The sequence below is a fragment of the Salisediminibacterium halotolerans genome (assembly GCF_003814815.1).
Classification (GTDB): domain Bacteria; phylum Bacillota; class Bacilli; order Bacillales; family Salisediminibacteriaceae; genus Salisediminibacterium; species Salisediminibacterium halotolerans.
In genome coordinates this window covers 89618-108271 of sequence record NZ_RKQQ01000006.1, presented here as the reverse complement: position 1 = coordinate 108271, position 18654 = coordinate 89618, and the positions used below count along the sequence as shown (strand labels likewise).

At 44.2% G+C, this 18654-nt stretch carries 17 protein-coding genes; 3 read left to right on the top strand and 14 right to left on the bottom strand.

The window, feature by feature from the left end:
* Window positions 1-15 precede the first annotated feature (15 nt).
* Window positions 16-333: a hypothetical protein gene (locus tag EDD67_RS11450; RefSeq protein WP_121440137.1), complete on the bottom strand. Its 318-nt coding sequence runs from the start codon at window positions 331-333 to the stop codon at window positions 16-18.
* 601 nt (window positions 334-934) lie between these two features.
* On the opposite strand from EDD67_RS11450, the gene EDD67_RS11445 reads away from it, so the two are divergent.
* The gene (locus EDD67_RS11445) at window positions 935-2803 is read left to right on the top strand and encodes a sensor domain-containing protein (RefSeq protein WP_121440135.1); all 1869 of its coding nucleotides are present in this window, start codon (window positions 935-937) and stop codon (window positions 2801-2803) included.
* A 340-nt stretch (window positions 2804-3143) separates the two neighbouring features.
* Entirely contained in the window at window positions 3144-4817 is a 1674-nt protein-coding gene (locus EDD67_RS11440) for a methyl-accepting chemotaxis protein (protein WP_121440134.1), read from the top strand.
* A 164-nt stretch (window positions 4818-4981) separates the two neighbouring features.
* On the opposite strand, the gene EDD67_RS11435 is transcribed toward EDD67_RS11440, so the two are convergent.
* Window positions 4982-5875 carry a fructose bisphosphate aldolase gene (locus tag EDD67_RS11435; RefSeq protein WP_121440133.1) on the bottom strand — a complete coding sequence of 298 codons (894 nt, stop codon included), beginning with the start codon at window positions 5873-5875 and terminating at the stop codon, window positions 4982-4984.
* Between the two features lie 230 nt (window positions 5876-6105).
* Here EDD67_RS11435 and EDD67_RS11430 point away from each other — a divergent pair, with 230 nt between their 5' ends.
* Window positions 6106-7983 carry a KAP family P-loop NTPase fold protein gene (locus tag EDD67_RS11430; protein WP_121440132.1) on the top strand — a complete coding sequence of 626 codons (1878 nt, stop codon included), beginning with the start codon at window positions 6106-6108 and terminating at the stop codon, window positions 7981-7983.
* Between the two features lie 97 nt (window positions 7984-8080).
* Here EDD67_RS11430 and EDD67_RS11425 read toward each other — a convergent pair whose 3' ends face one another.
* The 12 genes from EDD67_RS11425 to EDD67_RS11370 all read right to left on the bottom strand — a co-directional run bounded on the left by EDD67_RS11425 (window position 8081) and on the right by EDD67_RS11370 (window position 18630).
* Entirely contained in the window at window positions 8081-8287 is a 207-nt protein-coding gene (locus tag EDD67_RS11425; protein WP_307723692.1) for a DUF6366 family protein, read from the bottom strand.
* Window positions 8268-8474, bottom strand: coding sequence for a hypothetical protein (locus EDD67_RS11420; protein WP_121440130.1), 207 nt, complete (start codon window positions 8472-8474; stop codon window positions 8268-8270). The genes EDD67_RS11425 and EDD67_RS11420 overlap by 20 nt, the downstream gene beginning before the upstream one ends.
* A gap of 125 nt (window positions 8475-8599) precedes the next feature.
* A complete protein-coding gene (locus EDD67_RS11415) occupies window positions 8600-9235 on the bottom strand; it encodes a hypothetical protein (protein ID WP_121440129.1) in 636 nt (211 codons plus the stop codon).
* A gap of 217 nt (window positions 9236-9452) precedes the next feature.
* On the bottom strand, window positions 9453-10529 hold the full coding sequence (locus EDD67_RS11410; protein ID WP_121440128.1) for an ABC transporter permease: 1077 nt from the start codon (window positions 10527-10529) through the stop codon (window positions 9453-9455).
* 1 nt (window position 10530) lies between these two features.
* Window positions 10531-11772 carry an ABC transporter permease gene (locus EDD67_RS11405; protein ID WP_121440127.1) on the bottom strand — a complete coding sequence of 414 codons (1242 nt, stop codon included), beginning with the start codon at window positions 11770-11772 and terminating at the stop codon, window positions 10531-10533.
* Between the two features lie 14 nt (window positions 11773-11786).
* Window positions 11787-12719 (bottom strand): ABC transporter ATP-binding protein, encoded by a 933-nt coding sequence (locus EDD67_RS11400; RefSeq protein WP_121440126.1) that lies wholly within the window; start codon window positions 12717-12719, stop codon window positions 11787-11789.
* Window positions 12720-12875: 156 nt separating this feature from the next.
* Window positions 12876-13508 carry a response regulator transcription factor gene (locus tag EDD67_RS11395; protein WP_093072580.1) on the bottom strand — a complete coding sequence of 211 codons (633 nt, stop codon included), beginning with the start codon at window positions 13506-13508 and terminating at the stop codon, window positions 12876-12878.
* Window positions 13505-14626: a sensor histidine kinase gene (locus EDD67_RS11390; RefSeq protein WP_121440125.1), complete on the bottom strand. Its 1122-nt coding sequence runs from the start codon at window positions 14624-14626 to the stop codon at window positions 13505-13507. The genes EDD67_RS11395 and EDD67_RS11390 overlap by 4 nt, the downstream gene beginning before the upstream one ends.
* Window positions 14627-14716: 90 nt before the next feature.
* The gene (locus EDD67_RS11385; protein WP_158638228.1) at window positions 14717-15088 is read right to left on the bottom strand and encodes a DUF4181 domain-containing protein; all 372 of its coding nucleotides are present in this window, start codon (window positions 15086-15088) and stop codon (window positions 14717-14719) included.
* Between the two features lie 91 nt (window positions 15089-15179).
* Window positions 15180-15770: a hypothetical protein gene (locus EDD67_RS11380; RefSeq protein WP_121440123.1), complete on the bottom strand. Its 591-nt coding sequence runs from the start codon at window positions 15768-15770 to the stop codon at window positions 15180-15182.
* Window positions 15771-15979: 209 nt separating this feature from the next.
* Window positions 15980-16438, bottom strand: coding sequence for a hypothetical protein (locus EDD67_RS11375; RefSeq protein ID WP_121440122.1), 459 nt, complete (start codon window positions 16436-16438; stop codon window positions 15980-15982).
* Between the two features lie 17 nt (window positions 16439-16455).
* Window positions 16456-18630 (bottom strand): MMPL family transporter, encoded by a 2175-nt coding sequence (locus EDD67_RS11370; protein WP_121440121.1) that lies wholly within the window; start codon window positions 18628-18630, stop codon window positions 16456-16458.
* Window positions 18631-18654 lie beyond the last annotated feature (24 nt).

The window sequence follows — 18654 nt, the reverse complement described above, 5'->3', positions numbered from 1 at the left end:
AGTGATGGATACCGATCAGACAGAAGCGCCGAAAAGAATAAGATACGGCATTGCGATCAGCAGGAGTCCGCCGGATAAAAAGAGCACCGTCGCCATAGACCCTAACTGTTCGGACGGTTCTCGCCTGACCCAGCCGGAATACTGGAGTTTGTTTTTATAAAGCACGTATATGACTATGTAAATGCCGAAGCCGCCCAGCCATTGATGTTGCTGCGCTTGCGCGTCAAATGCATACACATGGACGAGAACCATATACCAAAGCACACCGCCAAGCCCGATAAATATGACAGTGATCCGCAGCAGTTCAAGAAACAGTTTTATTAACGTCGTCATCAATATACTCCTATAGTTTATGATCGTTGTTGACAGAGTTATGTTTTCACGAAATCTATTAATATCATCTTGCACGCGAGGTTAAGCCGGCTTTACGTTTTTCATTACGAGGTGAGAAATGAGCAATGACATGGCTGGAACGAGTGGCAATATAATAAGCCAACTCTCTATTCCGCTAAGATAAAGAACTGTTACCAATAGAGGAATGCTGCCAAATAGTAAGAACAATTGAGATTTAGTTTTCAACCCATGAGCGAACAACAAAAATCCGATCACACTCAATAGTAAAAGGGATAACCAAAGCATGTATTCACCTCCCCATATCTGCCCTGTTAATTTTTTGTCTGCGCAGCCTGTAAAGCGCTGCCTTTCGTTTTGTCATATGTATCATGACACACAAATAGCGATTGTTGGTTTTTAATTACGAATATTGAATGATTTTTTTCCATTCTATTATAATTCTTTCATCCCATCTACACCTTTCTGTCAACTGACAGGGCAACCATAAAAGGGGTGTTATGGTTTGAATCCTCGCAAAAAAGTGAATAGACTTTACTATATCGAACGATTTTCGGGACAACGAACATAGGAGGGCTCAAGCTTGAAATATACCGGACGATTGGCTGTCTGCTTTTCGAGTGTTTTGGTTACGTTAATTGCGATGATTTATCTTGAGGTAACAAGAACCGATGCGATGGCTTACAGCGAAGTCACCATTTTTGTCCTCGTCTTGCAGCCCTTTTTCTGGTGGCTCGGCAAGCAATACGATCAATCAAATGATCTGTCTAAAAAGTATGATTTACAGCAAAGAGAGCTGGAAAGTCTCTTTACGAACAGCGGCGCATTTCTCTGGATGCTCGATGAGAAAGAAAAAAAGTTCTCTGTCTCCAAAGGAATCGAAGATGTCATGGGATTCACGTCAACCGAGTTTGAGCAAGACTTTAATCTCTGGATCTCACGTACATATCCTCAAGATGAGACAAAGGTTGCTGCTCATTATCATGATTTGCTTGCGGGAAAAACCTCCAATTGCGAGTGGCGAGTTTACCGGAAAAACGGGGACTTGCGCTGGTTAGAGGTGTACGGACAGCCGATATTAAATGAAAACGGCGACGTCATAAAATTAAATGGCGTTGCGTACGATATCACCGAGCGAAAACAAATGGAAGAACAATTAGAAAGTATCGCCTATTATGACAGTTTAACCGGGCTGCCAAACCGCAGGTATTTCAAGCTCGCCGCTAAACAAGCGCTCGCACGTTGCCGTGATCAGCAAAAACAATTAGCGATCATGTTTATTGACTTAGACAGGTTTAAGTTCATTAACGATACGTTGGGGCACGACAGCGGCGATGAGCTGCTGAAAAAAGTCAGTCGGAGAATCAAACAAAGTATTCGTGAACAAGACATCGTTGCCCGGCACGGCGGCGACGAGTTCATTATTTTGATCGACGGCACAGATGAAGCAGGCGTAAAAGAACTGGCTGCACGCATTCTCAATCGCTTTTCTGCTTCGTTTGCGTTGAATGGGGGTGAGTTTCATACAACGCCCAGTATCGGAATAAGTATGTATCCAAAGGATGGCGACAGTCTGACACCCTTGATCAAGCATGCAGACGATGCGATGTACTTAGCCAAGGAACGCGGGAAAAATAACTTCCAATTTTACATTTATAAAGACGAGGACATTATTGCCCGAAGAGAAAAAATCGAGCATGAATTGTTTAATGCGTTAAGCAACAATGAGTTTGAACTTTATTACCAGCCGAAAATCACCTTGTCTTGCGGAAAAGCTTACGGGGTTGAAGCTCTGCTGCGATGGCGCCATCCGGAACTGGGGATGATCCCGCCGGCTGAATTTATTCCGATCGCCGAGAGTGCGGGAGCGATGAATACGATCTGTGAGTGGGTGATTCAAGAAGCTTGTGCTCAAATTAAAGCCTGGCAAGCGTCCGGTCTGAATGTAAACGTTGCTGTGAATGTCTCGAGTATTCAATTTGACCAAGACGATTTCGCTACCAACATTTCGGAGGCGTTAAAACGAAGCCGACTATCTCCGGAACATTTAGGCATTGAGATCACAGAGAGCGTGATGTGTCATTTAGAACGAACGAAAAAAACGCTTCAAGAATTAAAGAACCTCGGTGTTCACGTTGCGATTGATGATTTCGGCACCGGCTACTCTTCCTTGCACCTGCTCAGCCAATTACCGATTGACGCAGTGAAAATTGATAAATCGTTTATTCAAGACATCTTAACCGATCCCAACAAAGCATCGTTAGTCAAAACGATGATTTCGATGGCGAAAGACTTGAATTTTGAATTGATTGCCGAAGGAATTGAACACGACCATCAGGTGAAATTCCTCCTCGACAACGGCTGTCATTTCGGACAAGGCTACTTATTCAGCCCGCCTCTTCCGGCAAACGATGCCGAAAATTTCTTACAACGGCAGATGATTAATGCTTAAACGGAGACACCTTGTGTGTCTTTTTTTGCTTTGATATTGCAACTGTGTTCATACACATAAATGCAGGGGTACAGAAATATTAAATTTAAAAATCTGACCTTAAGAAGCTAGAGTCACGAAAAATTCAAACTTACATTTCCCAATATGTATTTTATTCACAGCTTCTTTATGGTTTAATAAGTAAGTATGTACATAAGTACTTAGAATGACATATTTGACAAAAATGTTTAGCATTATGCTTGATTGCCGAGATGAATGCTTCATAATATGGTCAAAATGTCCCGCCTGCATACTCATTTCCGTTATACATCTGCGAGGAAATTAAAACCGGGAGGCTGTTATGAAAATACCATCTATGAAAAAGAGAGTAACAATGTATATGATTGTCTTATTTACTGCCGTGATGCTCGCCAGTACATACTTTCTTTATCAAGTGCTTGAAAATGAAATTATTGATTCCGGAGTCGAGCAAGCGACACAAACAGTCGAGGAAATTGCTGCTCAAGCAGAAATGATCATCGCTCAACACGATGATGTTCCTGTTAATGAATTGCAAGAATTCGTGGACTCGATTGCAGCGAATGACGATTTTGCTTATGCGATCGTAATTGACGAGGAGAATATCGAAGCCGTTGCACACAGCGATACCGAACGCATCGGCACAACGTATGACGATGACAGCTATACTGTAAGCGGAGCAGGTGAAGGTGAAATCATGACCTCACGATTTTTCGCTGACCTTCAAGACTCTTGGGCTTATGACATCATGGTACCGATCGAAGCCGACGGCGAATTATTTGGCGCAATGGACGTAGGTGTTGAGGAGCAGCATTTAACATCCACGATGCAAACATTGTTGGTTGTGCAAGCGCTCGTGATTGCCGCAAGCGTTCTGCTCTTCGCTGCGATAACTTGGCTGATGCTAAGAAAGATGTTCCAGCCGCTGAACCGTTTAATTGACCATTGCAAACGAATCGGAGACGGAGACTTCACGAAAAAAATCAGCGATGACGACAACAGAAAAACATATGCAGAACTTCATGAAGTTGAAGCGGCGGTAGATCAAATGCAAGATTCTTTTGTCGACTTGATCGCCAACACTGTCCGCCGCTCTGAAGATATTGCCGAAATGTCCGAAGAGCTTCACGAAAATACAGCTAATATTGAACAACTATTTGATGACTTGGAAAACACAATGAACGAGATTGCACAGTCCGCAGAGTACGGGGCCGAATCGACCGAAAACGGGACGAAAGCCAACCTGGAAATAGCAGCAAACCTGGAAGAAAGTGCGAAGGAACTTCATGCGTTAAACGCGTCAATGACAGACGTTGCTCAATTAAGTGAACAAGGACAGCAATCGGTAGAACGCGTCATGTCATCGAATGAACATACTTCAAAAGCGGTTAATGATATTGCCGATGTTGTGCAAACGACTAAACACAGCACAGAAAAAATTGAGGCGGCGAGTAAACAGATCGGCTCGATTGCTGACCAAACAAACCTGCTCGCTTTAAATGCGTCGATTGAAGCAGCCCGGGCAGGAGAAGCCGGAAAAGGTTTCTCGGTCGTAGCTGATGAAATCCGCAAGCTTGCGGAACAATCGAACCGTTTCTCGCAAGAAATTGACGGTGTGATTGAGGAGTTGACAGAAAAAGCCGATCGCAGTGTCACGATTATGAAAGACCTTTCCGAAAGTGCTCATTATCAGACTGAGGAAATTCAATCCACCAGTTCCGCGTTTTCAAAAATTAAGACGGGGCTCGATCATAATCAACAAGAGATGACTGCAATCAACGAGCGGACAAAACAATTACTCAGTCAAAAAGATACCTTGGTTGAAGTAATGGAAAACTTGTCTGCATTGTCTGAAGAAAATGCTGCCGGAGCGGAGCAAATGACTTCATCTTTATCAGAATCGGTCAACCGGATTAAAGATGCCTCTAAGCGAGTCGAAAAGCTATCGTCTTTAGCAAAAGAGATGCAAAGTCAAACGTCGACCTTCCGCTTCTAAACAGAATATTTTTTATTTAACGTGAGAGCCGCATCCAGGCTCTCACTTTTTTTACGAAAAAAAGAAAGGCAGAAGTAAATAAACTTAGACAAGATTATATAAAAACAGAAAAAAAACCGATCAAATCAGTTTTTGATTTGATCGGCTTCCTGTATTATTTTACCTTAGTTTTTATTCACGCTCGCGTCATAGATTGATTCCACGGCTTGTTGCAGCGCCGCGTTGAATTCAGCTTCAGTTTGGTTCGCGTTTAAGTCCGCTGTGAGAGCGCGGGAGAAGCTCGCGATCACGCCGTCGTTTTCTTTCAGCTTTTCGTTCGCCCCTTCACGGGTATAGCCGCCGGAAAGAGCGACAACGCGGACGACACGCGGATGGTCGACTAATTCTTTAAATGCATTTGCATTGTCAGGAATCGTCAGCTTTAACATCACATTGTCTTCTGAGGATAAGCTGTTTAAGTGATTGAGCAGTTCTTCTTTTAAGATCTCTTCCGACTGAGCTTTATCTGTGCTGTGAATGTCGACTTCCGGTTCGATGATCGGTACAAGACCGGCAGCAAGAATTTGCTTCGCAACCTCAAATTGCTGCTCGACAACCGCTTTAATTCCTTCACGGTTTGCTTCTTTCACGACAGAACGCATTTTCGTCCCGAAAATATTGCGCTCATTCGCGCGGCGAAGCAAGTCGTCGAGTTCCGGGTTCGCCTTCATCAGCTGCACACCGTTTGACTCCTCGGCGAGCCCTTTATCAACTTTTAAGAAAGGCAGCACGCCTTTATCTTCTAACAGATAATCCGCCGTGTATTTCCCTTCAATCTTGCGGTCCATCGTGTGCTCAAACAAAATCGCGCCCAGGATATGAGTGGAATCAAACGCCGGTGCTGTAATGATTCTTGTCCGCATCTCGTGCACAAGATCAAACATTTCTTCGTCAGTGGAATACGAGCTCTCCGGTACACCGTAATCAGCTAAGGCTTTCGGAGTGCTCCCCCCGCTTTGGTCGAGCGCTGCAATGAATCCTTTACCATTTCTCATTTGTTCCATTTGCTTATCAGTCATTTTCTCACTCCTTCATCATTTTGAATCCATCTCTATAATGAAGGAAGAAACGTCTACAGTCAAACCTCCTAATAACCCCCTTTTTAACCAGCGCAGCAAAATCAGCTAAATTCGTGATAACTCTTTCCAGCAGTAAATTAACGTACACTTCCATAGCGATCTATAGTATAATCAATTTACAAAATATTCAAATAAATAGGTTCGTTGATTTAATTTAAAGGAGGGTTCTTATGAGTAAATATAATAAGTCAACAGCTCCATATAGCAGACCGACCGCAGCAATCAGAAACAAACATCAGGATTTATTTAACAGGTATGATTTTTCAAAACGAATAGCTGAATCGATCTCCGCAAGAAAAGACGAAAGCAGTATTGTGATTGGTATCAATGCGGAATGGGGGGATGGTAAAACGTCCGTATTAAATTTAATAAATCAGAATTTACGCGGTAAACCTAACATCGTACGCTTAAAGTTTAATCCTTGGAGGTTCGGTTCTGAAGAAGAAATCCTTGCCAACTTTTTTAATGATCTCGCAAATGCGCTCGACGCCTCTCTTAAAGATAATAAGGATCTAATAAGAGAAATGCTAGATAAAATCAACCCGCTGGTTAAAGCGTTGGAAAAACTTCAGCCTGCGGCAGGAGCATTCGGGAACGTGATCATGTCAGGAACGAAACTGCTTTTTCCCAAGAAAGAACTTGAGGAAGTTCGCGATAAAGTAGAGCATTTATTAGAGGAAGAGAAAATAAGGGTGGTCGTTTTAATCGATGATATTGACCGCTTAGAAAAAAATGAAATCCATGCCGTTTTTCGGCTCGTGAGACTGACAGCTGACTTTAAATACACCGCTTATATTTTGGCATATGATAAACAAATCGTTACAAGCGCGTTAGCGGATAAGTTCGGGCATACGGACTCTCTCTCAGGAGAAACGTTTATCGATAAAATCATCCAGGTTCCGTTGGAATTACCAAAAGTCATTGAGCATGATTTACACCAATATCTTCTTGATGAAATAGATGAATTGTTGACGTTTTTCGATATTAACTTACCTGCAGCGGACGCAGATGATTTTTATTTTCACATTACTGACTCTTTAAGTCCGTTTATAACGAGCCCCAGTCAAATAAAGCTTTACGCAAACACACTCACCTTTTCGACGCCGATCATCGTAAAGGACGTCAATATGAGAGACCTGATGCTGATTGAAGGGATACGAATATTTGTGCCGGAATTATATGACTTTATTAAAAGCAACAGGAATCAATTTTTATTTCCTGGATCTGCCGGATCCTTTACAACAAATAAAGATATGGCGGAACTTAATGAGAATTGGAAAACTAAGATAGACGGGCATTTAAAAAAGATATCTGCGCCAGAACCTGCAAAACTGTTAAAACTGATAATGACTTTATTTCCTCAAATCGAAACATTATACGGCAGCAAACAGTATGACCTATCTTCAGCAACAAGCTGGGCAGATCATAAACGCATCTGTTCTTCAGAATGCTTCGATCGCTACTTTTCCTATGCAATCACGGAAGGAGACGTATCTGATTTAACGATTGATCAGTTAATCAACGACATCATGGGAAAAAGTTTTGCTGGCGGGGAGTATGCAGATTGGTTTGACAAAAAAATAACGGCATCGAACATTTCTGTATTATTTTATAAATTAAGAAGAAGAGTGTATAAGTTTGATCAGGACCAGTTAGAAAAACTGCCGGTTTCATTAGCACGCTTAAGTCAGGTATTAAAAGCTAAACATACGGATCGAAAACTTGGCACAGCTTATTGGGGCGCTTTTCATTTTATATCTGACTGCTTAGAGAATCTGGATCACAATAAGCGTCTGCCAACAGCAACAAAAGTCATTTCAGAAGCAAGCAGTCTCGAATTTGCTTTTGAGTGGTTGAATTCATTTAAAGGCCGGGTTAGACAAACGCATCATCCCGAGCTGATGTCAAAAGAAGAAGTCGATCAATTAAACCAATTGATGACGGATCAAATTCTTCTCGCTCACCCTGAAATTGATCAAAAGCCGGATGGAACACTTTCTGAAAGCGAACGTTTATTCAAAGAGTTTGTAAAAGAAACCCCGGTGTGAATGACAACACCAGGGAGATCGGCCTCTGCAAACTAATCATAATTTTTCAACGGACCTTCTTTCGCTGCTGACTGATTCTTTGCTGATCTTGATCGAATCACCCGATAATTGCATAGACAACAAGCGCAAGAATCATCACAAGAAGGGCAATACCCATGCCCTTCCATCCTAATGACGTAACGAGGTCAACGAGACTGCCGCGCGAAGCCCGTTGAAAGGAATCACTCATCGTTCCAACCGGATTGTTTTTTAGCTCTTGCTGACGCTGTTTTTCTTGCCGTCTCTCATTGGTTTCTTTGTTCATGATTATCCCCTCTGTTGACGTTGATTTCGCTTTCTTGTTCCTGAAGAAGCGAGAGAATTTCTCGATTCATTTTCACTTGCTCATCCGAATTCTTCTTAATGTTAAAAAGCCATTTAAATGCCAGGATCATGATAATAAACGGCACTAACGAGATGAGTAACCCGACAAAATTAAAAGTTTCCACCATGCATCGTTCCTCCTCAAATTTACAAATGATCTCTTCAATGCGAGATATCTTCTATCATACGCCATACAATGCAGGACGCAATGCGATATATATCAAGGCGCCATTCAACGATGAATCTCTTTCAATTAAAATATTAATACGTTCCACGCAATGATCGCAGCGACAACCAATATGCCGGAAAAAGCAAAGATGCTTTCCCATAGAAGACGGCGTTTTATATTTTTTTGTGCGTTTAAACGGACTAATTTGTCTTTAATCTCCGGCCATTCCTCTGCCAACTCGCTTGGAAATTTGCTGTCGACTTGGAGCGCAACATTATCAGCATAATCGCTGTTTAACGGTGATTTGTCCCATGTAAGCTTCAGCTTCTCCTTCGTGTCTTCGATGATGTATTGGATCTCTGACTTATCTTCATTTTCTTTTTTCTGCAATCGCTCCTCGTAACGGCGCAATTGACTGTCAATCACTTCTTCGACCTCGTGCTTTGATGATTGATAAACTGTCAGCTTAGAAAATCCATAAAGAGACGAATAAATCAACTTACTAACCAGTAAAACGACAATCACAATAATCAGCCAGAAAGCTCCTGAAACGTAGTTGGAGACGATCGTTAATACGCTGATCAAAGCCACGGCCATAACGAGGTACTGCATTGCAGAAGTTTTCTCAGCCAACCCGTAGCGGCGTATTTGCCGCAAACGTACCAGCGCTTCAATATTTAAAAGGATTAACGGAAAAACAGTGAGCCAGAAGTTAGACATATCAACACCTCTTACGTATGTATGTTCGTCGTTACTGATAGGTAATATAGAAAATAGTGCAGCCAAATTATACCATCTGCTTTTTTTTAAAATATACATTTAATTACACGTATGCCTGTACGAAAACATACTTAATGACCTGATAAAAAGCGTGCCGATGAATCAGCACGCTTTACTCTGAAGTTTTCTCATCAGCAAATCTATTTATTAAAACCTCTCAGCGCCGTTCGATTAAATTAAAACCGATACCGGCGAACAAGACACTCATCAACAGCAATATTGAGGCGGACAGCATCAGGCTCTCCAGTGAAGCTCCGCCATAAGTGGTTCCGATCAATAAGTCCATCCCGTGCTTAAGCGGTATCAACTCGCCAATTTGTTGCAACAGCCCGGAAGGAACGAGTTCAATCGGCCAAAAGGCGCCGCCGAGCATGGCCATTGAAACAGCTGTCAGCGGGATGATTGCATCGAGCATTTTATAAGACCGGACCAGTCCGCTTAAAAGGATACCTAAACATACAACCGCGAGCACGTAAGGAATAACTGCTGCGAGCGTGAACCAAAATCCGCCATGAAAATCGACTTGAAACACAAACCGGAACAGAAATAAAATCATATACATCTGCATCAATCCAAATAAGAAAGCGAATGTGACATGACCGAGGTAGAGCTGGATCTTGGTTACCGGCGATAAGATCAATCGGTCCCACGTGCCGTCATTTCGTTGCGCTACGATCGTGGAGAGACTAAACGCGACCGCATAGATGACAAAAAAGAGCATAAAGCCAAACAGTGGATGCAAAGATTGATCGTAAGGAAAGGCTCCTTCGGCCTGTTCAAGCTCATACTGGAATCCATAATCCGCTACCCGCTCCCGCCACAAAGAGAGATCAAGCGACTCGGCAACCGCTGTTTCCATGTTTTGCTCACGGTAGAAAGACTGCACTTCCGACAGAAGCAATGCCGTTTCCGGCGCCTCATACACTTGAATGACAGAGCCTTCCGTTTCTTCAAGCATAAAGCCATAAGGTGGGCTGCTGCGGCGGATTTTCTCCTCCATCTCATTAACGCTCGACGGATCCACACTCAGCCGATTTCCTGCTTGATCTGAGAGTCGTTCAGCGGTCTCGGCTAAATCCTCGTCTGCCAACGTATCGGAAGCTGCCGGAACAGTCAGCTGTCCCCCTCCGCCGCCTAATACAGCAGCAAACAAGATCGTCAAGATCATACTTCCCCAAAATGCGAGAGGACGTCGACGGATCATACATAAATATTGATAAAGAACCGCACTCATTTTAGAGGTCCTCCTTTCTAGGAAATACCAATAACGCCGCACCGGCAAATAACACACTGAATACTATGATAGACAGCAGCATCGGATAAATTAATTCCGACCCCGCTCCTCCCATCACGGCAAGCAAGCTTTGCATAGCTGCACCGTTGGGAAGAATCCGCCCGATCGTGGCTACTGTCTCTGACAGCTGACTGACGTTAAAAAAACTGCCGCCGAGAAAAGCGAGAATCGTTACGCCGACACTGGCAAATAATGCGCTCGCCTGTTCATTGCGAATCCGATAGTTCACCGCCGTCAACAGCATTGACAACGATCCGACCGTCAAGGCTAAACCGCCTGCAATCACAGCTGTCAAACCGAGGTTTTGAAACGAAACATCAAAAACGAGCGAGGAAAAAGTAAAAATTAAGCTAAGCTGCAACAGTGACAAAAGCACCCCTGCCCCGCCTTTACCGGCAAGATACATCCACATCGGAACATTCGATGTCAGTAAACGATGATAAACGTGACTTTTTCGCTCGGTATGAGCGGTCGTCGCTAAAAACGTCGCGGTATAAAGAACGAACATCACGGCCATTCCCGCCGTATAATAATCAAACGACGTGATAACTGAACGGTTATCGAGCTGTTCAACGTTGACTTCCGTTTGAATAGGCTCTGGTAGCGCTTCTCCTTCCGCTAAAGCCAGGTAAGTCGCTTCTTTTTGCCAGTTCAATTCGTTAAAGAATGCGTCACTCACCCCTTCAATAACGGCTGTTTGACCGGAGGCTTCCACTTCTGCCGGCTCAGGTCTCTCCTCTCCGAGAAACATTTGCTTCCAAGCTTGCTCGCGGTAATCCGCTTCAAAATGCCAAACCCCGTCATAGTTGTCTTTTTCAGCAGCGCCTCCTGCGTATTCAGAAACGACCAAAAACCCGTCATCTGCTAACGCATTCAGCGTTTCGGTCAACAACTCAGGCACGGAAACGTTCACCGCCTCTTCAATCAGCGTTTCCCGCTCTTCTTCAGGTATTTCTTGATTGGCGATGTAGTCTGCGAAGTTATTGAGCTCTTCCTCTTGAGAGGTCTCAGAGACAACAGCGGTTGTTACTTTGTCTGTTCCTGCTGAACCGGGGGACATCATATTTTGGAGCGCACTGCCTAAAATAGTGATTAAAATCACCGGCATGATCAAGAGCGTTAACAATTCGCTCCGCTCCCGTAAAAGCTGCTTCACTTCTTTGCCTAGCATTGTTTTAAACATTATTCTCCCCCCCCTTACTGCCGGAGCGTCCGCCCGGTTAAATGCAAGAAAACATCCTCAAGGCTTGGCGAGCGGACTTCGACCGATTTGATGTCGACACCTGCCGCTCTTGTCAACTGAATTACCGATTCCAATACGGGGGTATCTTTGACCGCACGGATCATCGCTTCCTCGCCTGACGTATGAATGTGCGTGATCGCTGGATTCTCACGAAGTTTCTCGGCAAATTTTTCTGCCGGTTCACTCAGCGTAACGACGACGCTGTCTTCTTCCATCAGCATCGCCTTCAGTTCCTTCTTTGACCCCGCTGCGATGATTTCCCCGTGATCCATAATGTAAATGCGGTCGCATAAATACTCGACCTCTTCCATGTAATGACTTGTGTAAATGATCGTCATATTTTTCGTCCGGTTCAGCTCTCTGACGGTTTCTAAAATATAACTGCGCGACTGCGGATCAATCCCGACCGTCGGTTCGTCCATAATGAGCAGTTCCGGTTCGTGCAATAACGCCACTGCAATGTTCAGCCGGCGTTTCATCCCGCCGGAATACGTTTTGACAAATTCATCAGCGCGTTCACTTAAACCGACGATCTCCAATACGTGCTCGACACGTTCTTGAAGTTCGTTTCCTTTCAGCTTATAAGCTCGGCCGAAAAAACGCAGGTTTTCTTGAGCTGTCAAATCTTGAAATAGTGCAATTTCTTGCGGAACAACGCCGATCATTCGGCGGATTGAGGTACGGTCCTTTTTAACCGAATATCCGCCTAAAAAAATTTCACCCGCGGAAGGAGCAACGAGGCTGGAAATCATCGAGATCGTTGTTGATTTGCCGGCCCCGTTCGGACCGAGAAGTCCGACGACCTCACCTTTCTCAATAAAAAAATTTACATGGCTGACTGCGGTCCGCTCCTTAAATGATTTTGATACATCGATCACTTCGAGCATGTGATCCGCCTCCTTTCTTCATCTGTATCCAGTATAGCCTGTATCGTAAATAAATGGACGTAGCGCAAGTCATCAGTTTCCTTGTTCACCCATGACTCGAGTCACCTTATGCAACTCTCGTCTCCAACGAAGCCAAAAAAACCCCGTGTAAATGCTTTACACGAGGTTTTGGCGGATCGCAAAGATCGCAAGCTGCGTCCGGTCTCTTAGCTCCAGCTTATCGAGAATAACTGAAATATGATTTTTCACGGTCCCGACCGATAAAAACAGTTCCGATGCAATCTCTTGATTTGTCCGTCCTTCGCCGATGAGAATCGTAATGTCGCGTTCGCGCTTTGTCAAAGAAATGTTCGTCTGAGGCGGTTTCTCTTTTTTCATCAGATCAGGAATAATTCTTCCGGCAACCCCTTCATCAATCGTGATCCCGCCTTCAAGCGCTTTTTTCATCGCCGTAATCAGCTTCGACGCATCGGCATCTTTCAGCATAAACCCTTTCGCCCCGTTCTCAAGCGCTTCGATCGCATAGGCATCATCATCAAACGTCGTTAAGATCAGAACCGGCAGTTCCGGGAATAGTTCGATCAGTTCGCGGCAAGCGGCAAGTCCTGTCATTTCAGGCATTCGCACATCCAATACGGCAATGTCGACATCGGCGGTTTTCCCTTGCATTACCGCCTCTCTTCCGGTATCAGCTTCGGCCGTTACAGAAAATTCCCCAGTCTCTTCAATCATCATGCGAATTCCTTGCCGTACCATCTTTTGATCATCTGCAAGCAGTACCTTGATCATTGAACATTCACCCTTTCTAGCGGAAACGTGCCTTCTATCGTGAATTTCTCGCCGTTTTGAGTCGAACGAAATGTACCGCCGAGCGCTTCAAAACGTTCCCGCAACCCTGCCAAACCGCTTCCGTCAGAAGACGGGGCCTTATTTTTGGCTAAGCCGCTCTCCAACGTTAATACGGCTTGTCTGCCGCCGCGAATGTGAACGTGCAGGTTCACATGTCGTGATTGGCTATATTTCATCGCATTTGTCATCCCTTCTTGCACGAAGCGGTAGATCGCCGCATGCTGTTCATTAGTGAATGCCGCGGATAAAAACCCTTCTTCCGCTTTCCACTGAATCCGCATCTGTGACTCCCGCTCGAGCCGGCGCAGCAAATGTATCACAGCATGCACACCGACAGGATCCTCGCGATCTCGTATTTGCCGGACGGCTTCTCGCGTTTGTTCCAGAGCTTCACTCGCCGTCTTTTCGATGATATCGGTGTGTTGCCGTGCTTTTCCGTCAACGGAACGTCGCAAAACACCTGCTTGCATCAATAATGCTGTTAAGTGATGACCGACGGAATCGTGAATATCTCTGGCAATGCGGAGCCTTTCTTCTTCACGGACCGCTTGTTCTTGCACGTCGATATTCCGGCGCAGCTGCCGATTTTCACGCTCTGCTTTTAGCACTTGTGACGCTAAACGATCTTTATTGCGCGCTTCGATCGTATACATGCTGATGGTCAAAGCGGCGATGAGGACGAGAAGCGTCAGAGCGATTGTGTGCTCCCACCCCGATGGGTTTGCGAGCCATAACGGAGCAAGCGTCGCGATTGTGCCGCAGCCAGCTGTAAAGACAGGGCGGATTGGATCAAAGATTGCCGCAGCCATGAATAGAAAACCTAACAAAAACGGCAAAAATTCAGCCGGCATCATCGTCCCATACAATAATGCCCATAATAGCTGGACAGTCATGAGGATCAGCGTCCGCTTGCGCCAAAATAAAAGCGAGAAATACAAGCCGTAAACGACACTCGCACCGACGAAAAACAATGAGTTCTCCCAGGGCACATCGCTGCTTACTGCGATCCAAGCGGAAACGATCAACACTAATCCTGCATGGATCATAAATAGCCGCACGACAGCACCTCCTTTAACTGATCACCTCTGACCTCCTGGGATCAGCAGTGTATTGAACGTATATATCATGTGCCGGCGAAACGGATTCAATCATGCGCCGCCGATAATCGGATCTATCAACATGTATACGATCGCACCGCATATTAATAGTCCGCATGTGACGATATCTAAGAGATACATTTTGTTTTCTTTTGCAAAAGTCCACTCCATCAACGCATTAAAGGCAAACATAATAATAAGACTAAGAAAAATAAACACCCGAAACTCATGAAAATCGATGAATGTTAACGAAACCACTGCCAGACTGATTATAAATAAGGCTTGCTCGCCTAAGCGATGAACGCGATTTACATATCGTTCTTTCCAAGCCGGAACTGAAATATTCTCCTTAGTTTTTAAAATCCGATTAGACATTAGACTTAAAACTAAAATTGAAAACAAAATGATAATGATCAATAACATATTTGCCTCCTTGAGCTGCGTCGTTAAGTGAGAATATCGCAGAATTAAGCTGCGTTTGCGGCAGCCGCTCCTGCGGTGAGAGCGAGAAATATCAGCCAGCCAAACATAAACAGCCCCTGCCATCGAAGCCGGCGTTGAACGTTTTCTGTTCGTTGAGCTTGATCAATTTTGCTTTGATCTCCGGCCACTCATCGGCCAATTCACCGGAAATGTTACTTCTCATTTGAACGTCGACGGTATCAGCATAATTGCTGTTTAACGGTGAGAGATCCCAGGTGATTATCAGCTTTTCTTTCGTCTCTTTAATGATGTATGTCAGCTTTTTGTTCGTTTCATCTGCTTTTTTCACTATACGTTCTTCATAAGGCTGCAGATGATCATCCATCACGTTTTTGACTTCATCCATGTCTGTTTGATAAACCGTTACGTGATAGAGTGGATGGATAAACGAATAGATAAGGTAACTGACCAGCGCCGTCCCGATAGCGGCAATAAGCCAAATATATTCGGAAAAAACGTTCGAAGCTACAGTAACCAGACCGATGATCGCGATAATTATTGTCAGATTATGCATAAACGGATTTTTTTCTGCTAATCGGTCGCGGCGAATTTGAAGGAATCGCACCGCCTCTTCCACGCATATAAAAGTTAGCAGTACGATAAAGAATAAGACATTGGACATATAAACCCCTCTTATGTAAGTTCATTGTTTCTCTGTTGCACAATAATGACTATTATTCACGAACATATGCAGGCTAATTATACCATTAAACGATGTTCTTAATATGCATTTAATGACAATTAAGTCTATATAATAACACAGTTTGTTATCATGTAAAAAAAGCGTGCCGATCAACTCAGCACGCTTGTCCTTAACGTTTTATTATTCGGTTACGTCACTCGCATTCCTGTAATGATCACGATCACTAATCCTAAAGCCGCGGAAGTAAACAAGTAATTGGTGTACATCAAACTTAACGATTCCAATGTTTTTTCCTTTTTAAGCTGTTCGCCGTTAAGTTTCTTTTTCAATTTCCGGCTGTACACAGATAAGACGATCACGGTAAATAAAATAATAATTGATCCTGCCTGTTCCATAAACAAAAGATAAAACGGCAGATTCGCTCGATCGAATTGCAGAATCATAAATACACCAGTGAGCATAACGAGAACCGCTCCCGGCAAAACACCGGCATTGATCCATTTTCTTATTTTATTCACTACAGAAGTGTAGGTGTCCAACGAGTTTTCTGAGCTGACGAGGGAACGGAGCAAATACCCGAATGCTACGAATGAACCGAGCCATAAAGCCACGCCGGCAATATGCAAAATATACATCAGCGAATACATAAATCATTCCAACCTTTCTAACTATTTTTCTTATTCAACGGCCGCCAATTCCATTTTCCTAACAGTGTTACAATCGCAGGGACGAGGATTCCTCTAACCAAGAATGTATCGAGTAAAATGCCGATACCGACAATAAACCCGAATAAATACAATTCTTTCAGCGGCTGTGTCATCAAAACACCGAATGTCGCGGCCAAAATCACCCCGGCCGAGGAGATCACACCGCCTGTCTTGGCGACTCCGCGTTGAACAGCGTAGCGTATTCGATGCTGCTTGTTTTCTTCCATGATTCGCGATACGAGCATAATGTTATAATCTACCCCTAAAGCGACAAGAAATACGAACGCATAGAGCGGAATTCTGTAACTAAATGCGCCTACATCGGTGAATTGATCAAAAATAAACCAGCTTAGTCCGAGCGCAGATAAGTAAGATAACAAAATCGTTGACATCATATAGAGCGGGGCGATCAGTGACCGCGTATGCCATACAAGCATCAATGTAATCACGATTGTTACGACCGACGCGACAACGAGCGTATCTTGACTGTTATAAGCTTGTATATCCGCTTGCGTTGCAGATTCCCCGGAAAAATAAAGGTTCGCGCCGGCTTCATTCAATCCGCCGGCAACTAACAAGTCATCTTTCTCCTCGTTTAGCAGGTCCACGGTTTCAAGAGAAGCCAAATCATACGGATTATTTTCCATAATCAATTCTGCGTGCACAGCCTTGCCATCATCACTAATGTCGTCTCCTTCTTCAGCATCATCTAACTTGGGAAAGCTGACATCATTCACCCCGTCAAAAGCGATCAGACGTTCTTGCAGTTCCTCAATATCCTGCCATTGTTTCTCATTCAGCGTAAATGCATCGTCTTGCTCTAAAAGCACGGATACCGGAGCTAATTCACCCGAAGGAAACCTCTCTTCAAGAATGTCGAAGCCGACTCTGCTGTCTAAGTCTTCGGGAAACGAATCGATCAAATTGTAAGACGTTTGAATCGAAGGGACATTGAAAGCATTGATGATTAGAAACAAAAGAACGATACTTCCAGAAACGACCGGTTTCTTTGTGACAAGCGTTCCGACGCCTCCCCAAAAACGGTTTTTCTTAAGCGTTTCTTCTCCTACTTTCGGCACGGCAGGCCAAAAGGCTTTTCGGCCCGCAGCCGTGAACAAAGCCGGAATCAAGGTTAAACCTGCCAACAACACGATCGAGATCGTAATTGCAAATGTCCAGGCAAAATTATTATAAGGACCGTATTGTGCCAAGAGTAAAACGAGCATTGCAGCAGCCACGGTGGCACCGCTGAAAAAGATCGGTTTGCTCACTCCTCGTTGAGCTGCATTCATCGCCGCATATTTATCATTTGTCTGTCTCAGCTCTTCTTTAAACCGTGAAAAAACAAATAAGCTGTAATCAGTCGTCGCACCGAACAATAAAATCATCACAATAGATAAAGATTGAGCTTCAATCGTAAAAACGCCATTAGCTGCAAACAATCCAAGCAAACGATCTGCAACTTGATAAACAAACAAGGCGCCGATCAATGGAATTGTTGCTAGTAGCGGTGATCGATAAATAGCGATCAGCAATACGAGCACTAGACCGATCGTAGAGAACATCAACGTTAAATTCGCCTCCGAGAAAATCGCAGTTGTGTCAGAGGCGATCCCTGCCGGACCTGTGATAAACAAATCGCTTGATTGAAGCGTTTTATCACTATATTCGTTGATCATTGCAACAGTATCTTGGATGTCTTCTGTTTCCAGACCGCTCTGAAATGTGACCGTCAACACTGCCGCTTCCCCATCGTCTGACGTAAACGATGTTCTTATTTCATCAGAAAAATGGTGAAAGGGAACAACTGAATCGATCGTGTCAAACTCAGCCTCTTCATCCAGCCATTCGGTCACTTCGGCCAGTTCCTCCAAGTCGATCGACTCAGGCCCCTCTTCTTGCAATTCAAATACGAGCAAACCGAGCTGGCCATCATCGTCCGGAAAATACGATTCAACCGTCTCATCTGCAATAACAGATGGAGCGTTATCCGGCAAATCGTCATCGCCATTATTGATTGTGTAGTCTCCTGCCGAAGGAGCAAAGCTTAATCCCGCGGCGATCAATACCCAAACGATGATCGTTATCCAGACAGCTCGTCGATTCGATGTCAGTTTTGATAATACCCTCATTGCCTAACCCCGTCCCTTACATTC